Consider the following 22145-nt stretch of genomic DNA (forward strand, 5'->3'; position numbering starts at 1 on the left):
AAAATATGATAAGCTATAACAGATTGATGGTGACCTTGCTGTTGGCTGGAGGGCTATTGGCCGGGAAAACTGTTTCTGCCCAATGGACTGGTCCACGCAAAAAGGTGGAGCAAAGAATTGAGGTAAAATATGGGCCTTTAACACCGGCGCATCGAACCGATGAGGCAATGGCACGTTTTCGTAGCTATGGTTTAGGACAGTTTATCCATTGGGGTCTCTATGCTATTCCAGGAAATGAGTGGGAAGGGGTAAGTGCTCGAAAAGGTGCGGCCGCTTCCGAATGGATTCGTACCTGGAGTGGACCTACGGCACCGAAGGACTGGAAAAACACCTATGATAATTTATATAAGCAATTTAACCCCAAAGGATTTGACGCAAAGCTATGGGCTAAGCAGGCTAAAGAAATGGGCGCAAAATACCTGATTTTTACCACCAAACATCATGATGGATTTGCTTTATGGCCTTCGAAATACACAGATTATACCATTAAGAAAAGCCCATATAAAAAAGATATTGTCAAGCAGGTTGTAGACGCTTACACAGCCGAAGGTATAGATGTATTTTTGTATTTTTCGATCTTGGAATGGAATAATTCAAACTATATGGGAAAGGCGCCGTCTACACCGGAAGAAAAGGCAAAATTCAACAAGTTTTTAGAGTATACCCGTAATCAATTATTGGAGCTTCTTCAAAATTACCCCCAGATAAAAGGTTTTTGGTTTGATGGTACCTGGGATCAGTCCTGGATTCAGTCCTATGACTTTACCTATAAACTGGAAAAGGAACTCCGCGAGAAGCATCCGGGGTTAATCATCGGTAGCCGTTTTCGAAACGATGAATTTGGAAAACGACATTTCGATTCGAATGGCGATATGCTGGGGGATTATGAGCAAGGATGGGAACGCAAAATGCCGAAAGAATTTGAATGGTTGGAAGGACGTGATTGGGATTGCGTCATGACGATACCTCCCAATGGTTGGGGCTACATGAAAGATTGGTCGGGTATTTATACAAAGACATCCGACGATTTGATCGATATGTTGATGAACTGTGTATCAATGAACGGGAATTTCGTATTGAATTTTGGTCCGGACGGAAATGGTCGGATGCATCCGGGAGAGGATAAACTGGCGAAAGAGATCGGTGACTGGATCAAAGTTAATGGTGAAGCTGTTTATGGGGTTAGGCATGCGGGGCTTGCGCCATCTAAATTGGGTTATTTTACAAAAAAAGAGGACAATCTCTATCTTACGGTCTTTAATCGACCCGTCAACAATATTGTCCGTATTGCTGTACCGAAGAATGCAACAACGGTTCCGGTAACGGCAGCATTACTTCAAAATGGTCAAACCTTGGTTTTAAAGCAAGCTGAAATCGGCATAGACCTGGATAAGAATATGTACTATGATATTGTACTTCCAGACGCATTTGTTGCCAATAAGGCTTTTGTTATAAAAATGAAGCTTGGTCATCCAAAAGGACAGCGTGAGCAACTAATGGATGCAAAAATGTAGGCTCAGGACATTATAGGAAATTTCCCTGATTTCATCGGATCGCCAATAGCAATGGTACCGAATAAACGACATTAGGATGGATCTAATAAAAACGGCACTTAAATCGCTATTGGTTAAAGTGCCGTTTTTCTGTTATATCAGTGTTGTTGCTGTAATATTGAGGAGCTCGCTTGGGGTATGGATAATGTATTTTGCCCCGTGTTGTCTCAATTCGTCTTCATCGCGAAAGCCCCAGGTAACACCGATTGCTGTTACCCCGGCATTATTGGCCGTATCCATATCGACCGATGAATCACCGACATACAGGCAATTTTGTTTGTTGACACCTAATGTCTCAAGGCTATCTAGGACGATTGCGGGATCGGGTTTGGCTGGATGACCAGCGCGATGGCCGAGGACAAGGTCAAATGGAATATCGGGGAAGTATTGTTGCATCAGTGGGATGACTGCCTCGTGGTATTTATTGGACGCCACGGAGATGAGGTAACCTAAAGACTTCAATTCTTGAAGCAGCGATACAATTCCCGGGTAAGGCCGTGTATGCGATACAGGTTTTTGTTCATAATAGCTTTTAAAAGCTCCAAGTAAGACTGTAATCGTCTCTGCCGTTCGTGCTTCTTCGGGCAATGCCCTTTCGATGAGTTTCTGTACGCCATTGCCTACAAATTTCTTATAAGCAACGAGTGGATGCGTTGGATATCCATGCTGTTCAAGAATAGCATTGCAGCTGTCCCCCAGGTCTTGTAATGTATCTAGCAGTGTTCCGTCCAGATCAAATATGATAAGTTTCATTTGATAAATCTAGTAAAAATTGCGGTTGAACCATGGTAGAATAGTGAGATTAAATGGAGTTTAATTATTTCCAAATGGAGGTATTTATATTTCCTTTCTGTGTATCATTTAGATCGGGGAAAAAAGTGAATCCAGTTATTTTTTCCAGTTCGCTTACGGTTAACCTATAATTTTCGAACGTGCTTCCTGAAGGTGGAATGACATTGTCAATCTTATAACCAATGGTATAATATTCGTTTCCTTTTTTCATTGCCAAGGCTTTGAAATAGTATTTTGGTTTGGCAATATCTTTTCCATCGTTGTCCTGCGCAAAATCGAGACTGTTTTCAGTGCTGGTCTTAGGTATTGCGCCAGTTACGACATACATCGTGTCACACTGTGCAGTCCAGGTTCTGACTTTCGTTTCGAGGTTTGCCCAAATACCTTGGTTAAGTCTTGAAACCTGTGCTGTCATGTTGGTAAAATAAAATGTTGTTTTATTTTGAGCAATATTGAGATTTCTGTCTGCACTTGGCAATTGGTGCCCTCTGTCGTACCCTGTTGGCTGAAATCCCTTAAATAGATTGGGTTGAAATGCTGTTGATACGGCAGGATCGTAACCCCAGGCATCCGTACGATTGCCCGACCCTAGCACACTGTTGTATAAGGGGTATGCAACCCAATATGCCATTTTTAGCTTTTTGTCATATAGCATCGCATAATTTCTGCTATCGCTTGAGTCGGGCATAAAATGTTGTATAAATACCTCATCACTGCTGAGATTGCTCATTTTGGGTATTTCCAGATAAGCTTGTGATTCACCAATCCCGCCACTTAGTTTTCCATTGTCAATGTTGATATCAAAGCTATATTGGCTTCCGGCTGTTAGATTTTTTAAATCCCGATTTTGGGGTATTGTCCAGGTATAGGTATCGCCATTAGTGGCAATAAACTTAATGGCCTTTCCTGTGATATCTTCGCCAGGAAGTAGCATAAATTCTATACGGGCGGTTTTATTGGTATTTAGTGATACCTTTTTTTGCACATCCTTTTTTTCGGTTGAATTAACAGTCAATTTTCCTGTTGTCAAATCGAATCCTCCTTGGATGCTTATAGCTGGCATTTTTACGATAATCTGATTGGCTTCCAATGCGGCTGTATTGGTTATGGATAGCTTAATGTTGACTTTGCTCAGTTGTCGTACAAAAATAAGTGGTACTGTATTATTGTTTTTACCGATGTTTTTGGCATTGTTTGCATACATCAGGTCTAAGGCTGCCGGGTTGGACTGGTCACTTATATTGATGGGATATTGAAAGTCTGCCAGTGATTTGTAAGGATAATAGGCGATAAAGTCCACGTTCTCATTCGGTAGGAAAACCGGGCTGTTACTTTGAAAAACCGAACCGTTAAAAGTGAAGGGGTAATTTTTGACCTGGTCGATAAGCGAAATTGCTGCCAAAGGTTGGTCGGCTTTGTACATATATACACCGATTTGATCACTTTTATTCCAGGAACTCTCTGTCGTTTGTGTGTTGATTTGACCGACAATAGTAGGGGTAAATTGCACCGCTGCTCGGTCAATTCTAGTTTCCGTTTTCTGACAGGAGTTAAAAGTAAGCAGTGCAATTATAATGTAGGCTATCCGGAATATATTTTGACCCGGTATCGCTTTGGTCGTGTTCGTCATATGAATAGCTAGTGTATATTGATAAAGTGATGGCAAAAATAGTTAAGTTCACTAGAAGTTACAGCGATCTTTTTAGTAATCCTGGTTATAAGGTTTGTATTGGATTGATCTTTAGATAGATATTTTAGGCACTATTTCGGTTTTATAGTATCTCACTTGTAGTATATTTAAAGATCTCAAACAGTTGTTAAGACAATAATATAGGTAATTGATAAAATATTTAACAGTATGTGTTCCATACTTGTTTAAAAATCATTTGTTTTAGGTTGCTGTTGTGCTATTATGTGTAGTACTAGGGTAACGCTTTTAATTCCTTTTGGAAAAAATTAATACGAAGGTGTTGATTTTCTTCATTTTTCCCTGAAATCAGGTAGTAAAATATATTCTCGTTTCTAATAAATTTGTCAATAGGAAAAAAATAGCACAATGTTTGCTGTTCATGTCAAAACATATATTGATTTGACAAATTATTAATCGTTACGAGGTTGTAATGGAAGAAGTATTTAAAGTAAAAGGAAAATTGAATAGATTTTATGTGATTATCTGTGCTGTTGTCATGGTATTGACGGCATCGAGCTGCTTTGATTTTGTTGAGCAGATCGACTTAAAATCAGACGGTTCCGGACATATTGCCGCCACATTAAATTTGAGTAAAAGTAAAACCAAGGTATCTTCTTTAATGAAAATGAAAAGTATTAAAGGCATCCGTATACCTTCTCAAGCGGACATGGAGAAAGAGATTCGATCTGCTGTTCAATTACTAAAACAAACTAAAGGAATTTCTAATGTACAGTACAGCACAGATTTTACCAATTATATCGTTAATATCTCCTGTGATTTCAGCCAGATAGAATCCTTGAATGCCTTTTCGGATATATTGGCAAATCGGTTTAAAACGAAGATATCGAATTCAAACCGCTATTATTATAACGCACAAAGTCATGTATTTGAACGCAAATTTGTGGCTTCTGCTGACTGGAAAGCAAAATTTAATCAACTGGGAAGCGATAATACAACTCAGTTTGCGGACGCATTCTATACGCAGATTGTACGTTTTGAAAAACCGGTTGTATCTCAGACAAACAGTCTTGCAAAGGTTGCCGGAAATAAGAAAGGGGTTTTGCTAAAACTACCATTTATGGATTTGGTCTATGGTAAATCGAGCTTGGCAAATAAAATCACATTAACAAAATAACCTATAACATTGGTGAAACCGGGACTTCATTTAGTTGCTGAAAGCGCTTCTATAGAGCAGGTTCGGTGTAGCTGAAAAATTATTTATACGATGAAATCAAAATTTATACTGCTAGGATTAGCCTGTTTGTCTTTTGGGACAACTGTAAAGGCGCAGGACTTGATCAAACAAATCCCCGAGGATGCAGAAATGATTGCAGCTTTCCATATGAAAGACATTGTGCAGAAAGCAAATGCCAATAAACTGAACGAGTTACTCCAAAAGACTGGTTTTTTTGAGAAATCGGGAATTTCAGCGAACAATGATATTAAAAATTTGGGGGTAGACCTGTCCCAGACAGCCTATTTTTATACCAGGAAAACCGATAGTATCAGTTTTACGGAATTTATATTTTCCCTGAATAACAAGGGGCAATTTGAGAAACTGCTTCATGAGGCGGGTGAACCCAAGGCATTTGCAAATGGCTATACGAGCATAGGCCTCAAGGCGGGGAGTATGTTGGTATACAACGATCGGATCGCTCGATTTGTTTCGGCGACGACAAATACCACCTTTTTGGACAATGATTCAATTGCTAGTCGTTATGGAATCAAAAAGGTAGACTACGTCGCGCGTCCAGCTGATGACGAAGATGCTTGGGCAGATACGACTGTAGCCGCAATGGACTCTGCTGCCGTAGTCTGGGATGCAGATGAAAGATTGGCGCCGCCGGTTGCTGTTGCTGTGGAACCAGATACTGTCGTATTAGGTGCGACGGAAGTATTACCTCCAGTTGTTGATATTGCTGCGGCTGCGGATGCAGCGGCTGACGCGGCAGAAATGCATGATCCAAGTTACTACGATTCGCTTTATACGGCCTATGAAGATCAAAATCGGAAAAACGATTCGATTCGTAACGGCTTACGTGATAAATGGTTATTGAACGAGGTTACCCGTTTGGTTTCAGGGAGTCATAAGTCTTTGTCAATTGCAGATCAGCAGAAGGTTTTAAAGAATCTCGGGCTTATCCGATTGTATGTTCCTCATGTAGAGGATCTGTACCGTGGTCTTATGCCTTATACCACCTCTCTTCCTTATTATTATATGGGAATCAAACTGGATAAGTTCAAGACGGGTTATCAAGACGGGGTATTGGATTTAGTGCAAGAGGGCAATGTGCTGAAATTAAAGGGATCTGTAGGTTTAGATAAGGACCTTGCTGAGATGACCAAAAGAATGTATGCGCGAAAGCCTAATTCGAAGTTCAGTAAATATTTAACGGATAAAACACTAGGGTTTTTTAATGTGAATATTAATTCGGAGGCTTATCTGAGGGAGATGCCTGCTTATATGGCAAAATATTATAGCGGTCTATTGGGACCTCAACAGGACGTTTTGGAATGGGGATTGATGGCTCTCGAAATAGCGCTAGATGAAAAGGCCATTGCCGAGGTGATGCCAGGAGACCACTTGGTCGTCGTAAATGGTCTTCGGAAGTTCAAAAAAGATTATATCGATTACACCTATGACGATGATTATAATGCAACCGAAGTGAAAAAGACGAAGGAAGAAACACTTCCGGTGTTTATTTGGATGTTCACATCGAAAGATCAACGTCTGATAAAAAAAGGTTTAGAAATGGCAGTTTCAAAGCAAGTTGGACAGGTGCATGATGGTATTTATGCGTTTTCAAAACAGAAAGCCAAAGATTTTCCAATGTATGTTCTTTTGAAAGAAGATCTGGTCATGGTCAGTAATGATTCCTTGTCATTAAATGATATCCGTCAGAATAAGATGAATGCTCCCGTAAATAAAGATTTTGCAAAACTAATGAAGCAAAATAAGATGTCTGCAGCCATTGATCTGCAAAAGCTACCGGCTATGTTAAAGGAAATGGGCGTAACACCGGGAAGACAATGGGAAGCAACGGTGGCGCAGCTCAATCAATATGGTAGTACTGCAGTTACTTCCAAGGGTGTAGTGGGCAACCGTGCTGAGGTTGAAATGTCGACACGACTGCCGCAGACGAGCGACGGTGCGATCAGCTACTTACTGGATCAAATTATGGCGGAATTAAATAAAAAGTAACTAAAGAGGATTCAAAAACAATTTTGTTGCACTATTGTTTTGGTTTCTTTTGTAATATTATGGTTATATTTTTATAATGTTAAAATAATATTAAGGTCGTTTAACTTGTTTATGGTACTTTTGACATTTAATTCACTGCATAAATAGACAAATTAAACGATTTATACATCACAATATGGGGATATTTTCAAAACTGTTTGGAAACAAAACTCAGGATTCAAAAGTAAAGGTTGTCGGTAAACTGGCTTTCTTGGAAGTGGATATGCATAACCATATCCTTCCTGGAATTGATGATGGGAGTCAATCTATCGAACAATCATTGACATTGTTGAAAGGACTTGGACGAATGGGCTTCGAGAAATTTATCTGTACACCGCATATTATGGATGGCGTGCATCCAAATTCGATTCGTACGATTGAAGCTGCTAAGGACAAGCTATTAACTGGTCTAAAAGGTCTTCCAAATATACCCGAAATTCATGCCGCTGCCGAGCATATGATTGATGACGGCATTGTGAATCTCATCGGATCAAATGAACTCTGTGTTATGCCCGGTGGTTATGTGCTTATTGAGATGTCCTATTTACAAGAATCCAAAGCGCTATTTCAAACGATATTGGATATTCAAAACCTTGGTTATCAACCTATCTTGGCGCACCCAGAACGTTATAATTACTATCATTACAACTTTAACATGTATAAGCAGATCAAGGATGCGGGTTGTATGTTGCAGCTGAACTTGTTGTCGATCAGTCGGTATTATGGTGTTGAGGTAAAGTCTGCAGCTTTGACAATGATTAAGTCTGGGATGTATGATTTTGTAGGAACAGACGTGCACCACGAGCGGCATTTAGCTGCGCTGGAGGATGTGGTGGCTAAATATCCTGTGCGTGATTTACTCAAAACATGCACTATATTGAATCCGACATTGCTGGACCATTTGGGAAATAATAAGAATGTAATTGCTACAGGCTAGCATTAAAATATATTAATTAGAGAAAGAGATACCCTTTGAGGTATCTCTTTTTTTGTGACAATTTTATTCTCCTAGCAGATACCGCCTGCTTTTAGTCCAGTCAGTCTCCTTTACAGTAAGGACATATCTAAAATTGTACAAGAGATTTAGGTGTTCTTGGCTGTTTGTGGTTGCTATAACTCATGTAGATTATTTTCGTCCGCGTTTGTGTTTTGCCCGTATGGATATTTCGAAAATTTGGCTACTTTTGGTTTTAGCATTTTTCATATGAGAGGAAACAGAATTTTTATTCAAGACTGGATAGCACACCATACTTATCAAAAAACAAACGAAATAGATAGTTATTACTTACGCGTTGCAAATGAAATCAATGATAGTTTATCGACACTATGGTTTGAGGAGCAAGAGACAAATGATCTCATCCATACCGATGCTTTAAAGACATTGAGTATCTATCTAACGTGTTACTTAGAAGATGTTATTGCGAAAACAGGCATTTTTGCTGCTTTTAGAACGATCCATACAGAACTATACAATCAACTTTTGCCTTTTTATAATGATAATGACCTGACGGATTATTATGCTGAGGATATTAATAGTGAAGATATTGCTGTATTGACCTGGTTGTTTTTCAGTGAACGCAATCCACATTTATTTATTGATCCCCGTGGTCGTTTGATCCAATTGGTTACAGATTTGGCCTATTCGATCTTGGAAGAACATTATGAAGTTGCTCCTGAAAATGAAAAGTTAAAACTAGAATATGTTTTGGACGAAGGAGCGAACTATTTTGAAGTCCGTAATTTTATTGAGAAGCTTGTCGCTACAAATTACCTGACAGCGGGTGAATATAACACCAATCTTAATCATTTGATGCAAGTTGCAGAAATAGGGCGATATCAGCACGATCAAAATCAGTTGCAACAGATGATCTATCGGGTTCGAGACAACCATTTCAATAATTATAGACTACATGTGTTTGCGTTGAAGGCATCTGAGTTTGTAGCTGAGGTGGTTGGCAAAGAACATGCGCTATATGATATTGTCAAGACATTAGGTAATCGCATTAATAGCTTTTTCGAATTCGTTAAAACGGATGAGCTTTATGTACATGTAAAACATATCGGAACAAAAACTGCATTTAAAATCTTTAAGGACTCTATACAGCAATTTGTTGAACCAACAGAACCCCTATCTTTCTATATGGAAATTGTGCCTTGGAAAGATGCCTGGAACCTGTCGGGAATTATGACTGTTGTGAATGCCGATGAAGTGAATTTTGATTTACCTGAGCAATATGAGATGACCTATCGCATTGAAGCCTTAAATGGTAAGGATAAGAGCTTGAAGAAAACGGAAAAGCAGCTGAAAGATATGGGTAAATTGTTCCAGTCGGAGCATAAGGCTGCAGTGGCGTTTATGGAAGGAAAGGAAGTGAAGGAATTTGCAACGGATTTCTTTAAGAAATATCAGCAAAAATACCCGAGTAAAGAAGAGTCTCCACTTCCAGAATCAAATTTGGACCTTACGGAAGATGCTAAAGTCACCGTGTTCTTTAATCCGAAAACGGGTTTAGAAGTTTTTGGCGGTATAGCGGAATTTTTCCCATTAAAGAATAACGACTTCGCGGAGAAAGATGGTGAAATTGAGGTGCCTTATGCACGCTACTTTTTGAATCTTTTGGTCGAAGATTTTTTCCCAAGTGAGTTGCCGAAGTACTATGTTAATCTATTCAAGGCGGAAGTGGACAAACAGTTCTTCTTTCCGGTGAACGACGAGGTCCTTGATTTCTTTCTCCGTTTCTATAAACGAGGAACTTACTTCTTGGGACCATTTCCATTATTAAAATAACTCGTGTATCGACTGTAGAAATACAGGAATACATAAAAGTTCCATTGCCTACCTGCAATGGAACTTTTTTATGCATCTAAGTCAGGCTATCCTTTGCTGTATAAGATGGTGTGGTCCTTTAGACAGTATTTTGTTGATCGAATATCCCATGAAATTGGTGTTAATTTAATATAAATTGATTATAATTAAATTGTTATCACTTGTGAATCTGGGTCTACATGTCGCATATCCCACGCATTTATGGGCATATTTTAAAAAATTCTCACTAAACTTGTAGGATCAATTATATGTGATGAAGAATGCCTATTGAAAATAATAATGCCTTGGATTTTAAAACTTTCTTTTTGTTGTATAAGGACAAAGTGTATAAATATGCTTATTTACATCTGAAAGAAGAACCAGCTGCCGCAGATTTAGTCCAGGAAACATTCTCTCGAATTTGGAAAAAATGGGCAGAATTAGATGGGAATAAAAATCCGCAGTCTTACCTCTATACGATTGCCCGAAATCTTGTTTTCGACGAATTGCGAAAACAAAAGGTCAGATTCCAATTTCAGGCTACAGACATCGATCAGACCAAATTGGTAGACAATTCGAATGAGGAAGCTATTCGGTTTAAAGATTTGGAGCGCGTTTATCGTGAGGCCATTTCAAAACTCCCGAAAGCGCGACTCGAGATTTTTCTTTTGAGTAAAGAAGAGTTTTTGGATAATCAGGAAATTGCAGATAGGCTTGGGATTTCCGTTAATACCGTCCGTGATCAATTGGTTAAAGGCAACAAGTTTGTTCGGCAATATATTATTGATCATTTTGAGATTTCAATAGCCCTATTGATTTTTTTAAATATTTTTTAGAGCCGCATCGTCTTCTGGTCATCGAGGTACGTATATGTATTTAAAGATGGGCATAGATGATGAATTCCAAAATAGCTGCTTTATATAGAAAATTCCTTAAGGGAGAACTTAGTCCCGAGGAAAACGCCATATTTCTTGATTTACTGACTTCTTGTGACAGGGATGAACTTCCAGATGTGGAGGAGGTTGTTGCGCTAGACGATCGTGATTGTGAACTGAACAAAACAACTTCTGAAGATATCTTCTTTACGATTACAGGTACGCCATTGACGACGCGTGTAGTACCTATTTGGAAAAGACGTTGGTCTGTCATTTCCACCGCTGCCTGTTTACTGTTGATCGTTCTTGCTTTCTTATTTCAATTTAAGTTTGGGGAGCAGCATAAGAACGCAGCCTACGCAACTGTCCATTATTCTAATCCGACAAAATTTGTGAAGAGGCTGGTACTGCCAGATGGTACACATGTTTCTCTGCGACAGGGAGCACAGATTGAATTGTTGTCAGATTTTGATACAGACAGTTTACGTCGGATCAAACTTTCAGGCGAAGCCTTTTTTGAAGTCGCCAAAAATCCTGAGCAACCTTTTGTGATAGCCAGTTCGGGCGACTTTGATGTTCGTGTGCTGGGCACAGCCTTTAACTTAAACTGTTCGCAGGGGCACAGTCGTTTGGTATTAAATCATGGCCGCGTATGTGTATCTCGCGGGAAGGAATATTCCATTGTGAAACCTGGGCAGCAAGTTGCCTATGATGAGCGACAAAAGCAATTTGATGTATCCAAAGCAGATACGACCAGTGCAACAAATTGGAAGAGTGATCTTTTATCGTTTAATCAAGTTCCTCTTACCCAGATCGTCGCCGATCTCAATAACCTTTATCCGGATAGTAACCTCGAATTGATAGACTCTTTCCGGACGGAAAGTTATACAGGTTATCTACCAGCAAGTGATCTAGAAAAATCACTTACGATGCTTAATACCGCATTTAATCAAATAATTATCCATAAAAAGTAATTTATGAAAAGAACCAATTACTATTTAAAACTTATGGGGAGTGCTTTGCTCTTTCAGTCGCTTGCACTTCATACCATGGCATCACAATTTTCGACCAGTGAAGGAATTGGGAAAATCCTCACACGAATGGAACAAAAATTTAATGTCAAATTTGGCTATGACGCTTCGATATCAAATCAAAAAGTCAATGACTTAGCTGATTTGAGTACATTGAAAAAGGAGCAGATTGTTCAATTTATTCAGACCATTTCGGACGGAAATCTGGAGGTCAAGAAAATTGATGAGAAGCTGTATGTGGTCTCGAAGAGAACCAATAATGACGTTAGAAGTAAGAATGATAAGCCGATTTCCGCTGTTTCCAACGAGATTAGGGGTAAGGTTGTCGATCAGGAAACAGGTCAGCCTATCGCTGGTGTCACAGTACGTGTGAAAGGGACTGCTGTTGCTGTTACTACGGATGGCAATGGTGTTTTCAAATTGCCAAATACCGCTGACGATGCGATCCTTCAGATTTCCTATATTGGTTATCAGACAAGTGAAGTTTCTGCTTCAAATGCTGATGTCATTAAGTTAGGCAAATCGTCCGAAGAGCTTGGTGAAGTTGTTGTAACGGCACTGGGTATAAAGAGAGAACAAAAAGCACTGGGATATGCAACGCAAAGCATTAAAGGTGATGACCTGACACGTGTAAAGGGGGTTGATGTAGGAACTACATTGACCGGACGTATTTCGGGTGTCCGTGTTTTGAACAGTACGGAGTTTAACAGTACACCTCAAATCCAAGTAAGGGGACTAACACCTATTTTGGTGATCGATGGGGTTGCCTATGAAAATCTTACCCTACGTGATGTGCCAGTAGATAATATCGAAGATATGAACGTGCTGAAAGGAGCAACCGCAACGGCATTGTACGGTAGTATGGGGGCTGGTGGGGCCATTATGATTACGACAAAAAAGGGACTTGCGGAAAAAGGAACGGAGATCTCAGTCAATAGCAATAACATGTTTTTTTCGGGTTATCTAGCTTTGCCCGAAGTACAACATGGGTACTCGTCAGGTGAAGGGGGAAAGTTTAATAATGATGACTATGTGTGGGGGGATAAGCTGGATATTGGGCGTTCAGCCAAGCAATGGAATCCACTGACAAAACAACTGGAAGAGATGGAATTGCTTTCCCGTGGCAAGGACAATTTTAAGAATTTTCTTGAGCCGGGATTTATATCCAATAACTCCGTTAGTTTTACCAACCAGGGTGAACATGGAAGTATTAGAACATCGATAAATCATATCTATAACAAAGGGCAGTATCCAAACCAAAAGCTGAATATGACAAACATGTCTGTCGCTGGGCAGACTAAGATTAGTGAAAAAGTTGATATAGAAACACGCCTTGCCTATAATCGTCGTTCAGCAACAAGTAATTTTGGCGCAGGATATAATGATCAGGGATATATTTACAATATTCTCGTGTGGACCGGGCCTGAGTATAATTTACAGGATTATAAAGATTATTGGTTGATTAAAGATCAATCGCAGAATTGGATGTATAAGGCATGGTATGATAATCCCTATTTAACGGCTTATGAGAAGGTTACCCCTGAGCTGGTCAATAAGATGAATGCTGCCTTGACCTTGAATTATAAGGTTTCTGATTGGGGGAAACTTATGGTACGTACAGGGTATGATTATTATGGACAAAGACGGGAGCAACGTAATCCCATGGGCATTTATGGTACGAGGGGCGGATATTCAGGCTTTGACAGTAAAGGAAAGTATTGGATGCAAAATCAGGATGGTTTTAGTACAACCAATGACGTAATCTTTACAGCGAAAAAGAAAGTTGGTGATTTTGGCTTCGACGGATTATTGGGCGGCGCTCTTTTTTATAAACGTGACAATGCGGTTACAGCAACGACAGTAAATGGCTTGTCGATACCAGGATTTTACTCGCTTCGAAACTCAATTGACCCAGTGTCGACTATTGAAAGTAAAACAAAAGAAATGGTCAACAGTACCTATGGACGACTTTCTATCTCCTGGCGTAATGCTGTTTTTGTAGAAGCGACCGGTCGTAACGATTGGTCTTCGGCTTTATCCAAAGAACAACGTTCTTATTTTTATCCTTCTGTTTCAAGTAGTGTTGTCGTAAGTGATTTAATAGCGAATAAACCTACTTGGTTGGATATGTTCAAGGTCCGTGGGTCTTGGGCAGTAACTAAGACGGTTCCAGTTCCATATGAAATAAATCAGGCCTTTTCAATTAGCAACAATGTTTGGGATGGATTGCCAACGGCTTCTTATCCGAATTCAATCAAGGACTACTCCATATCACCTACGCAGCGTGATTTGACGGAGTTTGGTTTTGATTTTGGGCTATGGAAAAATCGATTCTATGGTAATTATACCCGTTATTATCGTCTGTTACATAATGTAACAACTTATGCGACCATTTCGGGCTCATCAGGCTTTACGTCGCGGTTAATCAATACACAAGAAGAGAAAATGACGAAAGGTCATGAAATCACTTTGGGTACTGCTGCAATCAAAAAAGAAAACTTTCAATGGGATATTATTTTAAATATGTCTCAAAATCTGGAATTCTATCACAAGCTTGATCCTGTATATTCTGCCGACGCATTATATGTTAAAAAAGGAGCTAGAACAGACTATATTACCGTAAAGGATTGGGAGCTCTCTCCTGATGGGCAAATCGTTAACAATGCCTCCGGTATGCCGATATCTGCAAAATATGCTGCTCAGTTGTACGGTTATACTGCACCGAAATGGTTCGGTGGTTTGACAAATCAATTTCGTTATAAAGACTTCTCGCTTTCTTTGAGTGTTGACGGGCGAATAAAAGGAATGTCTTATTCAGGTATGAACGCCCGTTTATGGCAGACAGGGGCTCACCCGGATTCGGATAATCCTTATCGCTATGAAGAGGTTGTTAATGGAAACAAAACTTTTGTTGCTCCTGGTGTTAAGATCGTTTCTGGGGGAGTTACCTATGACAAATATGGTCAGATTGCTGAAGACACGCGTGTGTTTGCGCCAAATGACAAAGTGGTCTCTTATGAAACCTATTGGAAATCGGCGTATTCAGGTAGACGAAATTATTGGGATGAGACATTTATCAAACTGCGGGAGCTATCGCTCAATTACCGCGTCCCTGAGAAATTAGCCTCTAAATTCAAAGCGAAACGTGCCAGTGTCGGTGTTACTGGACAGAATTTGCTTCTTTGGACAAAGGAATATCGTTTTTCCGATCCCGATGTAGGTTCAGAAGATTTGAACTCACCATCGATGCGTTACATAGGTTTTAATTTAAATGTAACTTTCTAAAAACCAGTAAAATTAAGATGAAAATGAAAAAATTGTGTATATATATCGCCATGGGGAGTTTAATCTCATTGGCGAGTTGTTCAAAATTTGATGAGATAAACACGAATCCTGAAACTCCTGTGCAAGTGAATTCTTCCATGCTAGCGACGCGTATTATTCTGAATTTGGCAAATCAGCCGACACAAAAATCATTTATGCAGCCCTATTTGTTAACGAAGGAGATTGCATGGACGGAATTGGTTGAGGGGTATCAATATAATGGATTCGGTGAAGGGGGTATATCAATGAACGCAATCAATGATGCTCACTTCATGGGACAGTATGCTGCAACAGATGTGTTGGCAAATTCCTACAATGGGTTAATGTATTTTGCCAGAGCTGTGAAATTTTATGAGGCGACAATGAGTGTAGGCGATGTGCCTTACAAAGAAGCTTTAAAAGGGGAATCAGACAAAACATATTTTCCAAAATATGATACTCAAAAAGAGGTCTTTTTGGGCATACTTAACGAGCTAGAGAAAGCAGACCAGCTCTTTGCAAGCGGAGCAAAATTTGCGGGCGATCCCTTGTACGGCGGAGACATAACAAAATGGAGAAAGCTCGTCAACAGTTTTGCGTTAAATGTACTGATTCAACTGAGCAAGAAGGAAGCTGATGCAGACTTGAATTTAAAAGGACGGTTTCAATCGATTTTAACGAACAAGCCTATATTCACTGCGAATGCCGATAATTTTCAGTTGGTACGTTCGGATAAAAGTGGCCAAACCTATCCTTTTTATAAAATCAGTAATAGTTTCGTTATTTATCCCGTTGTGTCTACGGAGATTATAGACCGTTTGAAGCAATATCAAGATAGAAGGCTATTTTTCTATGCAAACCCATCAGCTTTGCAAATTGCCAATGGCAAACAAGTAAGTGATTTTAGTGCGTATGTTGGTATTGATCCATCCTTGGCGTTTGGCGATATTGCGGACTTGAAAAAGAAAAACGATTATTCTAAATTAAATGACCGCTATACCGAGCTTGTAAGTGGCGAACCAACACAACAATATAGCTATGCGCATCTATGTTTTGTGGTTGCTGAAGCAGCTGCAAGAGGATGGGTTACAGAGTCTTCAGTCAATTGGTATAAAAAAGGCATTGAAGCAGCGATGAAATTCATTGCGGACAATACCCCAAATACGAGCCAGTACACACATAATATGCCATTGGATGGGACCTATATCGCCAGTGCTATTGCTTCCTATGGAGATCAATTCCCTACAACTAAAGAAGGACAGATTGAGGCAATTATGACGCAAAAGTATTTAGCTAGCTTCTTGCAAGGACGAATAAATCCTTACTATGATTATCGTCGTACAGGTTATCCAAAATGGAAAATCAACCCAGCATCCAGTTTAAATGCCGATGATCCAACTAAAATACCTGTTCGTTGGCGTTATCCAGCCAGTGAGTATAACTATAACGGACAAAATCTGGATGAAGCGCTTGCACGTCAATATGGTGGGAAAGATGAAATCAACCAATTGATGTGGCTTTTGAAATAAGCCGTTCGAAAAAACAATCCCCGCAAATGAAATCAATCGTTTGCGGGGATTTTTGTTAAAAACGTTACATTAAAAACGACAGCGAATGAATATATTCGCTGAGGACCATTGAATTTAGTAGAGAGACAACAAATTTATTTATGGATAGCAGAAGAGATTTTATCAAGAAGGCTTCGTTGTTAGCGGGTGTTTTTGGTTTACAAAATGCCATGCCTGATGCGATACAGCGTGCATTAGCGATTGAACCTATAACAGGAAGTACCTTTTTAGATGCCGAACATATTGTCTTATTAATGCAAGAGAATCGTTCTTTTGATCATAGTTTTGGAACCCTTCGCGGGGTTAGGGGATTTAATGATCCACGGGCGATTAAATTGCCTAGCAATAATCCCGTATGGTTGCAGTCGTCGGCTGCAGGTAAGACCTATTCGCCGTTTCGACTGGATATCAAAAACTCCAATGCTGCGTGGACCGGAAATTTACCACATTCCTGGGAAAACCAGATGGCAGCCCGTAATGAGGGAAAACACGATAATTGGATCGAAGCAAAACGGCCAGGAGGAAAGGTTCTGAAAGAGATTCCGCTAACAATGGGTTATTATACACGTGAAGATATACCTTTTTATTATGCATTGGCTGATGCCTTTACGATCTGCGATCAGCACTTCTGTTCGTCTATCACAGGTACAACAACCAATAGGCATTTCTTCTGGACTGGAACCTGTGTGCCACATAAAGGGGCGAAGCCATTGGTGCGGAATTCCGATATCTATTTTAACCGTTGGGCACATTGGAAGACTTTTCCTGAACGCCTGGAAGAAGCGGGGATCTCCTGGAAAGTCTACCAAAATGAGGTCAGCATAGAAAGTGGCTTAGACGGCGAGGATTTGCTGGGTAATTTTACAGACAATAATTTAGAATGGTTTGCGCAATATCATATTGAATTCAAGAAAAGCCATCTTGGTTTTATGCGGAAACGTGTCGCGGAATTACCAGCGGAGATTCAAGAACTTGAGAAAGCATTAGCTAATAATAGCTCCGAGAGTGTCCAGAAAACACAGAATAAACTCAAGCAGAAGCAGGAACAGCTGAATAGCTACCAAAAACATTTGGCACGCCTTACGGAGCATGCTTTTCAGCAGCTTCCCGAAGAGCAGCGTGCTTTGCATGAACGTGCATTTCAAACGAATGAGGGGGACCCCTTCTATCGGGAGACAAGCGTTGTGACACATGAGGGTGAAAAAATTACCGTTCCTAAAGGCGATGTACTCCACCAATTTAGACATGATGTGAAGTCAGGGAAACTGCCAGCAGTGTCGTGGCTTGTAGCACCACAAAGCTTTTCAGATCATCCGAGTGCACCTATGTATGGCGCTTGGTATGTATCGGAGCTATTGAATATTTTGACAGAAAATCCGGAAATCTGGAAGAAGACCATTTTTATTCTGAACTATGATGAGAATGATGGTTACTTTGATCATATTCCTCCTTTTGTAGCACCTAACCCCGCAGACAGCCGTTCTGGAAAAACTTCTCCGGAATTAGATTATAGTGGTGAATATGTGAGTTTAGCACAGGAGCTTGCCGATGGTGAAGAAAAAGATAATGCAACGGAAGGCCCAGTGGGGCTTGGTTACCGCGTCCCTTTGATTGTGGCTTCGCCTTGGTCAAAAGGCGGTTGGGTCAATTCGGAGATCTGCGATATCACGTCGACGATTCAATTTATGGAGCATTTTTTCGAGAAAAAGTTGGGTAAGCAGGTAAAAGAGGAAAATATAAGCTCTTGGCGTCGAGCTATTACAGGTGACTTGACATCGATATTTCGGAAAGCTGAGGGATCGAATGCTGTTGATTTGCCTTTCCTTGATCGGAATCAGCAGATCTATGCGATTGATCAGGCGAAATCGAAACCACTACCCAATAATTTTCACGTTTGGTCGAAAGAGGATGCCGCAGCATTACGGTCTAAGGGGCATTCCACTTTACTGGCGAGACAGGAGAAAGGTCAAAAAAATTCTAGCGCGTTAGCCTATGAGCTCTATGCTAAAGAGTCATTTGCTAAAGAAGACAACCGAATTCATTTAACATTAGAAGCGGGCAATAAGGTGTTTGGTGATAAATCGCTCAGTAGCCCTTTTAATGTCTATAGTGGACCAAGTTATAAAGAAGGGGTTAAATTTTGGCCTTTTGCAGTTGTTGCTGGTCAGAATCTGAGCTTTGACTGGAATCTGGCTGACTTTAAAGATGGGCATTACGATCTAACCGTATATGGCCCAAATGGGTTTATGCGGGGATTTAAAGGACATGAGGAACCATTGACTGTTCGTGCAACTTATGAAATCGGGAGGAAAGGGCACTTAACGGGTAATCTTGTTTTGGAGATTCAAAATCATGGTAAAAAATCATTCCGTCTACATGCGGAGGATAATGCTTATAGTACATGGAAGAAATCCATTGTACTTGCTGCCGGGAAATCTACCAAGTGGATTGTGGAATCTCATAAAATCCATGGGTGGTATGATATAACAGTACATGCTGAGAATACCAAATTTGTACGCCAGTTTGCAGGACGTGTGGAAACGGGCAATCATTCGAAAACTGATCCACAATTGGGATGAACGTAATTCGTTAATTATTTAATAACGTTAGATGATAGATGTGCTGTCTTTATAATGGAAGATCCCAGTTTTATTTCAACTGGGATCTTTTTGCATAGGTAGGTTGTAATTCGGTTTTTATTTTTTACTCCATTCTTCAAGCAAAGCTTTCAATTTAGGGTCGCTTGGCCTTGGACTATCTGCAGAGATTAAGTTTCCAGATTTGTCGATGAGGATATAACGTGGAATGGTATTGACTTTGTAAGCGTCGGATAAAGTATTTCCTGATCCGGCATGTAGTTGGATACCTTTTAAGTTTTTTTCCTTGACGTAGGCTTCCCATTTTGGTTTGTCTTGGTCTACGGATACGCCTACAAAAGCGACCTGTTTTCCTATGAATTCTTCGTTCAATTTTTCCCAGTGAGGTTCTTCTGCACGGCATGGACCACACCAGGTTGCCCACATATCGATTAAAACAACTTTACCTTTTAAGTCCGCAAGGCTAATTTTTTGACCGCTGATATTCGGATAGCTAAACTGAAATGCAGGTACACCAGTTTTTGTTTCAACAAGCTTAGCTTCAACAATCTTTGCACGTTCAATCTGCTCAGGTAAAGTAAAGTATTTTCTATAGGTATTATTCATTTCCTGAAAGTCGCTGTAAGAGCGTGCTCCTTCCAGACGTTGTAGCACATATTGTCCTTTAAGCACATCTGGACCTATCGCGGCAACCTGTTGATCAAATGTCGGTTTCGTTGCCAAGTCTAACTTCCTGTACAGCATATTACTCATAAAGCGATCGCCATAAGGAAATTTAAGTAGCTCAGTTGTGAGAAAGCGATCGGCATTGAATTGTGTATAATAATCGCTCATTTCTTCTTTGCTTGGGTGCGCTGTACGAGGCATGTATAAATAAGAGATCGAATAATAGGCAAAATCGTAATCTACGATTTCGGGAAAAAACTTGTCGAAGTTAGCGTTTCCAGTGTTAATGGATTTTTTTATTCCAGTGAGTTTTTCTTTAAACTGTTCTACTTCAGGAAAGAAATCGACGTAAGTACTCATTCCACCTGGCGTTGTTCCCTTATCGCGGAAACTTTTTGATTGTTTATCCCATGTATAAAGCGCTTCGTTTTCGGGGCTGTTTTTGCCCGTAAGTTCATAATCGCTTGAGGTCAATTTTAGGTTTAGGTCCTCATTTCCTTTGAAATAGAAGCGAAATAATCCTTGTTGATTTTGTGCGGTTCCGCTACCGATCGAATATAGACCCTCGTACTCGGGTGTGAAACGGAATCCAAATCGGCCAGCAGCATCCGGAATAGCTGTTGCGATTTCTTTTAGCCGTCCATTAAGTACTTTGAATAGGCCTACGCGTTTTACTTTAATAGGATCTGTGGTACCGGTGACATTGCTTGGTTGTTGCGCCAGTGCTGCAAAAGTTGAAATAAATGTGGTCAATAATAAAATGGTTTTTCTGATCATGATTGTGTGGGTTTAACTGATATTAAATGGAATAATTTTCTTGATATCTCTCGCTTGAAATAAGTCTGGATTCTTTTTGTCTATGGCAGCTTTCAAGGCAAGTATTTCTTTTTTTAGTGTGGAATGACTGGAGTCAGACAGATCAGCGTTTAAAAGTGTTTGCACAGATTTTGTCGCGTTTTTAAAGTCTTTTAGATAGTAATAAAGTAAGGTCAAGCGGTAGTTATCGATGGCATCTAGTTGCTGCATACTTTGCTGTTGCTGGTATTCGGATAATATTTTATTTAGTATTTTAGGCTCCTTTGCTTGGTCTATGATGACTTGTCCCAATGCGTTGCTTCTAAGATCCCAAGTCGTATAAAGATTGAATTGCGTGATCAATTTCAAATAGGTACTGGCATCTTTGGAGCTTGTGTAATAATTGGAGATAAACGCGGGTAAGAAGGTATCCCATAATTTGTCATTAAAAGTTGGACGAATATACGTGAGCATGCTTTCTAAGCTGTCCAGCTGTTGCTTAGAACCATATTGTTTGCTTTTCTTTGATGCCATTGCTGAAATTTTATTCCGAAGTAGATTACTACCATACATCTTGATGAGTTGAGGTAGGTGTGTGTAAACCCAATCGTTGTATTTCGGGAATGAGGAAACGCTATTGGCTAAAAATGCTGTTTCGCCGAAAAGGTCTTTTTGTTGATCCAGATAGCCTTCTAATTCTGCAAAATCGTGCTTCTCACCGGTCTTGATAAATCGCTCACTATAGGCCGCTGGATACTCATTTTCCAGACTGTTATTAAAGGCTAGAAATAATTCGGATTTGTTGCGTTGAACGGCTTCTTTCAACAAGGGGACAAATCGGTCTACCCCAAAGAACCCTGATTCGGTCAATAGCGTTTTTCCATCTGGATTTACAATAACATAAGTTGGGAAACCGGGGGCACCGTATTTTCGGGCCAGCCTTTTGCCATCCACCTCCTTCATCACGTCGGTTTTGTAGAGAATATAATTGGCTTTGAGTTCACTGACCACAGCAGGGTCTGGGAATACTTGTTTATCCATTTCCGCACAGGGCATGCATCCGACAAAGTAAAGGTCAATAAGGATAAGTTTGTTCTCTTTTTTTGCCAGCGCTTGACATTCGGCATAAGTTCCTTGAACTATTTTTTCCTGCGCATGCAACAGGCATGACAAGAGCAGACCACAACAGGTTGTGACCATATAAAAGATATTTTTTTTCATCTAATCT

14 protein-coding genes are annotated in these 22145 nt (G+C 40.0%); 10 read left to right on the forward strand and 4 right to left on the reverse strand.

What is annotated here, in order from left to right; genetic code table 11:
- Nucleotides 1-5: 5 nt before the first annotated feature.
- Nucleotides 6-1514 carry an alpha-L-fucosidase gene (locus tag B3600_RS24065; protein WP_286754712.1) on the forward strand — a complete coding sequence of 503 codons (1509 nt, stop codon included), beginning with the start codon at nt 6-8 and terminating at the stop codon, nt 1512-1514.
- Between the two features lie 132 nt (nt 1515-1646).
- Here the strand turns inward: B3600_RS24065 and B3600_RS24070 are convergent, their stop codons facing one another.
- Together B3600_RS24070 and B3600_RS24075 are read right to left on the reverse strand one after the other, a co-directional pair.
- Nucleotides 1647-2306 carry an HAD family hydrolase gene (locus B3600_RS24070; RefSeq protein WP_286709596.1) on the reverse strand — a complete coding sequence of 220 codons (660 nt, stop codon included), beginning with the start codon at nt 2304-2306 and terminating at the stop codon, nt 1647-1649.
- Between the two features lie 64 nt (nt 2307-2370).
- Nucleotides 2371-3975 (reverse strand): DNA/RNA non-specific endonuclease, encoded by a 1605-nt coding sequence (locus tag B3600_RS24075; RefSeq protein WP_286754713.1) that lies wholly within the window; start codon nt 3973-3975, stop codon nt 2371-2373.
- A 490-nt stretch (nt 3976-4465) separates the two neighbouring features.
- Here B3600_RS24075 and B3600_RS24080 point away from each other — a divergent pair, with 490 nt between their 5' ends.
- The 9 genes from B3600_RS24080 to B3600_RS24120 all read left to right on the forward strand — a co-directional run bounded on the left by B3600_RS24080 (nt 4466) and on the right by B3600_RS24120 (nt 19438).
- Nucleotides 4466-5170 carry a hypothetical protein gene (locus B3600_RS24080; protein WP_286754714.1) on the forward strand — a complete coding sequence of 235 codons (705 nt, stop codon included), beginning with the start codon at nt 4466-4468 and terminating at the stop codon, nt 5168-5170.
- Between the two features lie 90 nt (nt 5171-5260).
- Nucleotides 5261-7237 (forward strand): hypothetical protein, encoded by a 1977-nt coding sequence (locus B3600_RS24085; RefSeq protein ID WP_286754715.1) that lies wholly within the window; start codon nt 5261-5263, stop codon nt 7235-7237.
- A 175-nt stretch (nt 7238-7412) separates the two neighbouring features.
- Nucleotides 7413-8213 (forward strand): tyrosine-protein phosphatase, encoded by an 801-nt coding sequence (locus tag B3600_RS24090; RefSeq protein ID WP_286754716.1) that lies wholly within the window; start codon nt 7413-7415, stop codon nt 8211-8213.
- Between the two features lie 267 nt (nt 8214-8480).
- Nucleotides 8481-10064 (forward strand): DUF3843 family protein, encoded by a 1584-nt coding sequence (locus tag B3600_RS24095; protein ID WP_286754717.1) that lies wholly within the window; start codon nt 8481-8483, stop codon nt 10062-10064.
- Nucleotides 10065-10363: 299 nt separating this feature from the next.
- Complete coding sequence (locus B3600_RS24100; RefSeq protein WP_112374012.1) at nt 10364-10918, forward strand: RNA polymerase sigma factor; 555 nt, start codon at nt 10364-10366, stop codon at nt 10916-10918.
- Between the two features lie 56 nt (nt 10919-10974).
- Nucleotides 10975-11931: a FecR family protein gene (locus tag B3600_RS24105; protein WP_286754718.1), complete on the forward strand. Its 957-nt coding sequence runs from the start codon at nt 10975-10977 to the stop codon at nt 11929-11931.
- 3 nt (nt 11932-11934) lie between these two features.
- Nucleotides 11935-15273 carry a SusC/RagA family TonB-linked outer membrane protein gene (locus B3600_RS24110; RefSeq protein WP_286754719.1) on the forward strand — a complete coding sequence of 1113 codons (3339 nt, stop codon included), beginning with the start codon at nt 11935-11937 and terminating at the stop codon, nt 15271-15273.
- A gap of 23 nt (nt 15274-15296) precedes the next feature.
- Nucleotides 15297-16820, forward strand: a complete 1524-nt coding sequence (locus B3600_RS24115) for a SusD/RagB family nutrient-binding outer membrane lipoprotein (protein ID WP_286754720.1) — start codon at nt 15297-15299, stop codon at nt 16818-16820.
- 140 nt (nt 16821-16960) lie between these two features.
- Nucleotides 16961-19438 carry a phosphocholine-specific phospholipase C gene (locus B3600_RS24120; RefSeq protein ID WP_286754721.1) on the forward strand — a complete coding sequence of 826 codons (2478 nt, stop codon included), beginning with the start codon at nt 16961-16963 and terminating at the stop codon, nt 19436-19438.
- A 117-nt stretch (nt 19439-19555) separates the two neighbouring features.
- On the opposite strand, the gene B3600_RS24125 is transcribed toward B3600_RS24120, so the two are convergent.
- Both B3600_RS24125 and B3600_RS24130 read right to left on the reverse strand, forming a co-directional pair.
- Complete coding sequence (locus B3600_RS24125; protein ID WP_286754722.1) at nt 19556-20899, reverse strand: TlpA family protein disulfide reductase; 1344 nt, start codon at nt 20897-20899, stop codon at nt 19556-19558.
- Nucleotides 20900-20911: 12 nt separating this feature from the next.
- Nucleotides 20912-22138, reverse strand: coding sequence for a thioredoxin family protein (locus tag B3600_RS24130; protein WP_286754723.1), 1227 nt, complete (start codon nt 22136-22138; stop codon nt 20912-20914).
- Nucleotides 22139-22145 lie beyond the last annotated feature (7 nt).

The sequence above is a fragment of the Sphingobacterium sp. UBA2480 genome, from assembly GCF_002341965.1.
Classification (GTDB): domain Bacteria; phylum Bacteroidota; class Bacteroidia; order Sphingobacteriales; family Sphingobacteriaceae; genus Sphingobacterium; species Sphingobacterium multivorum.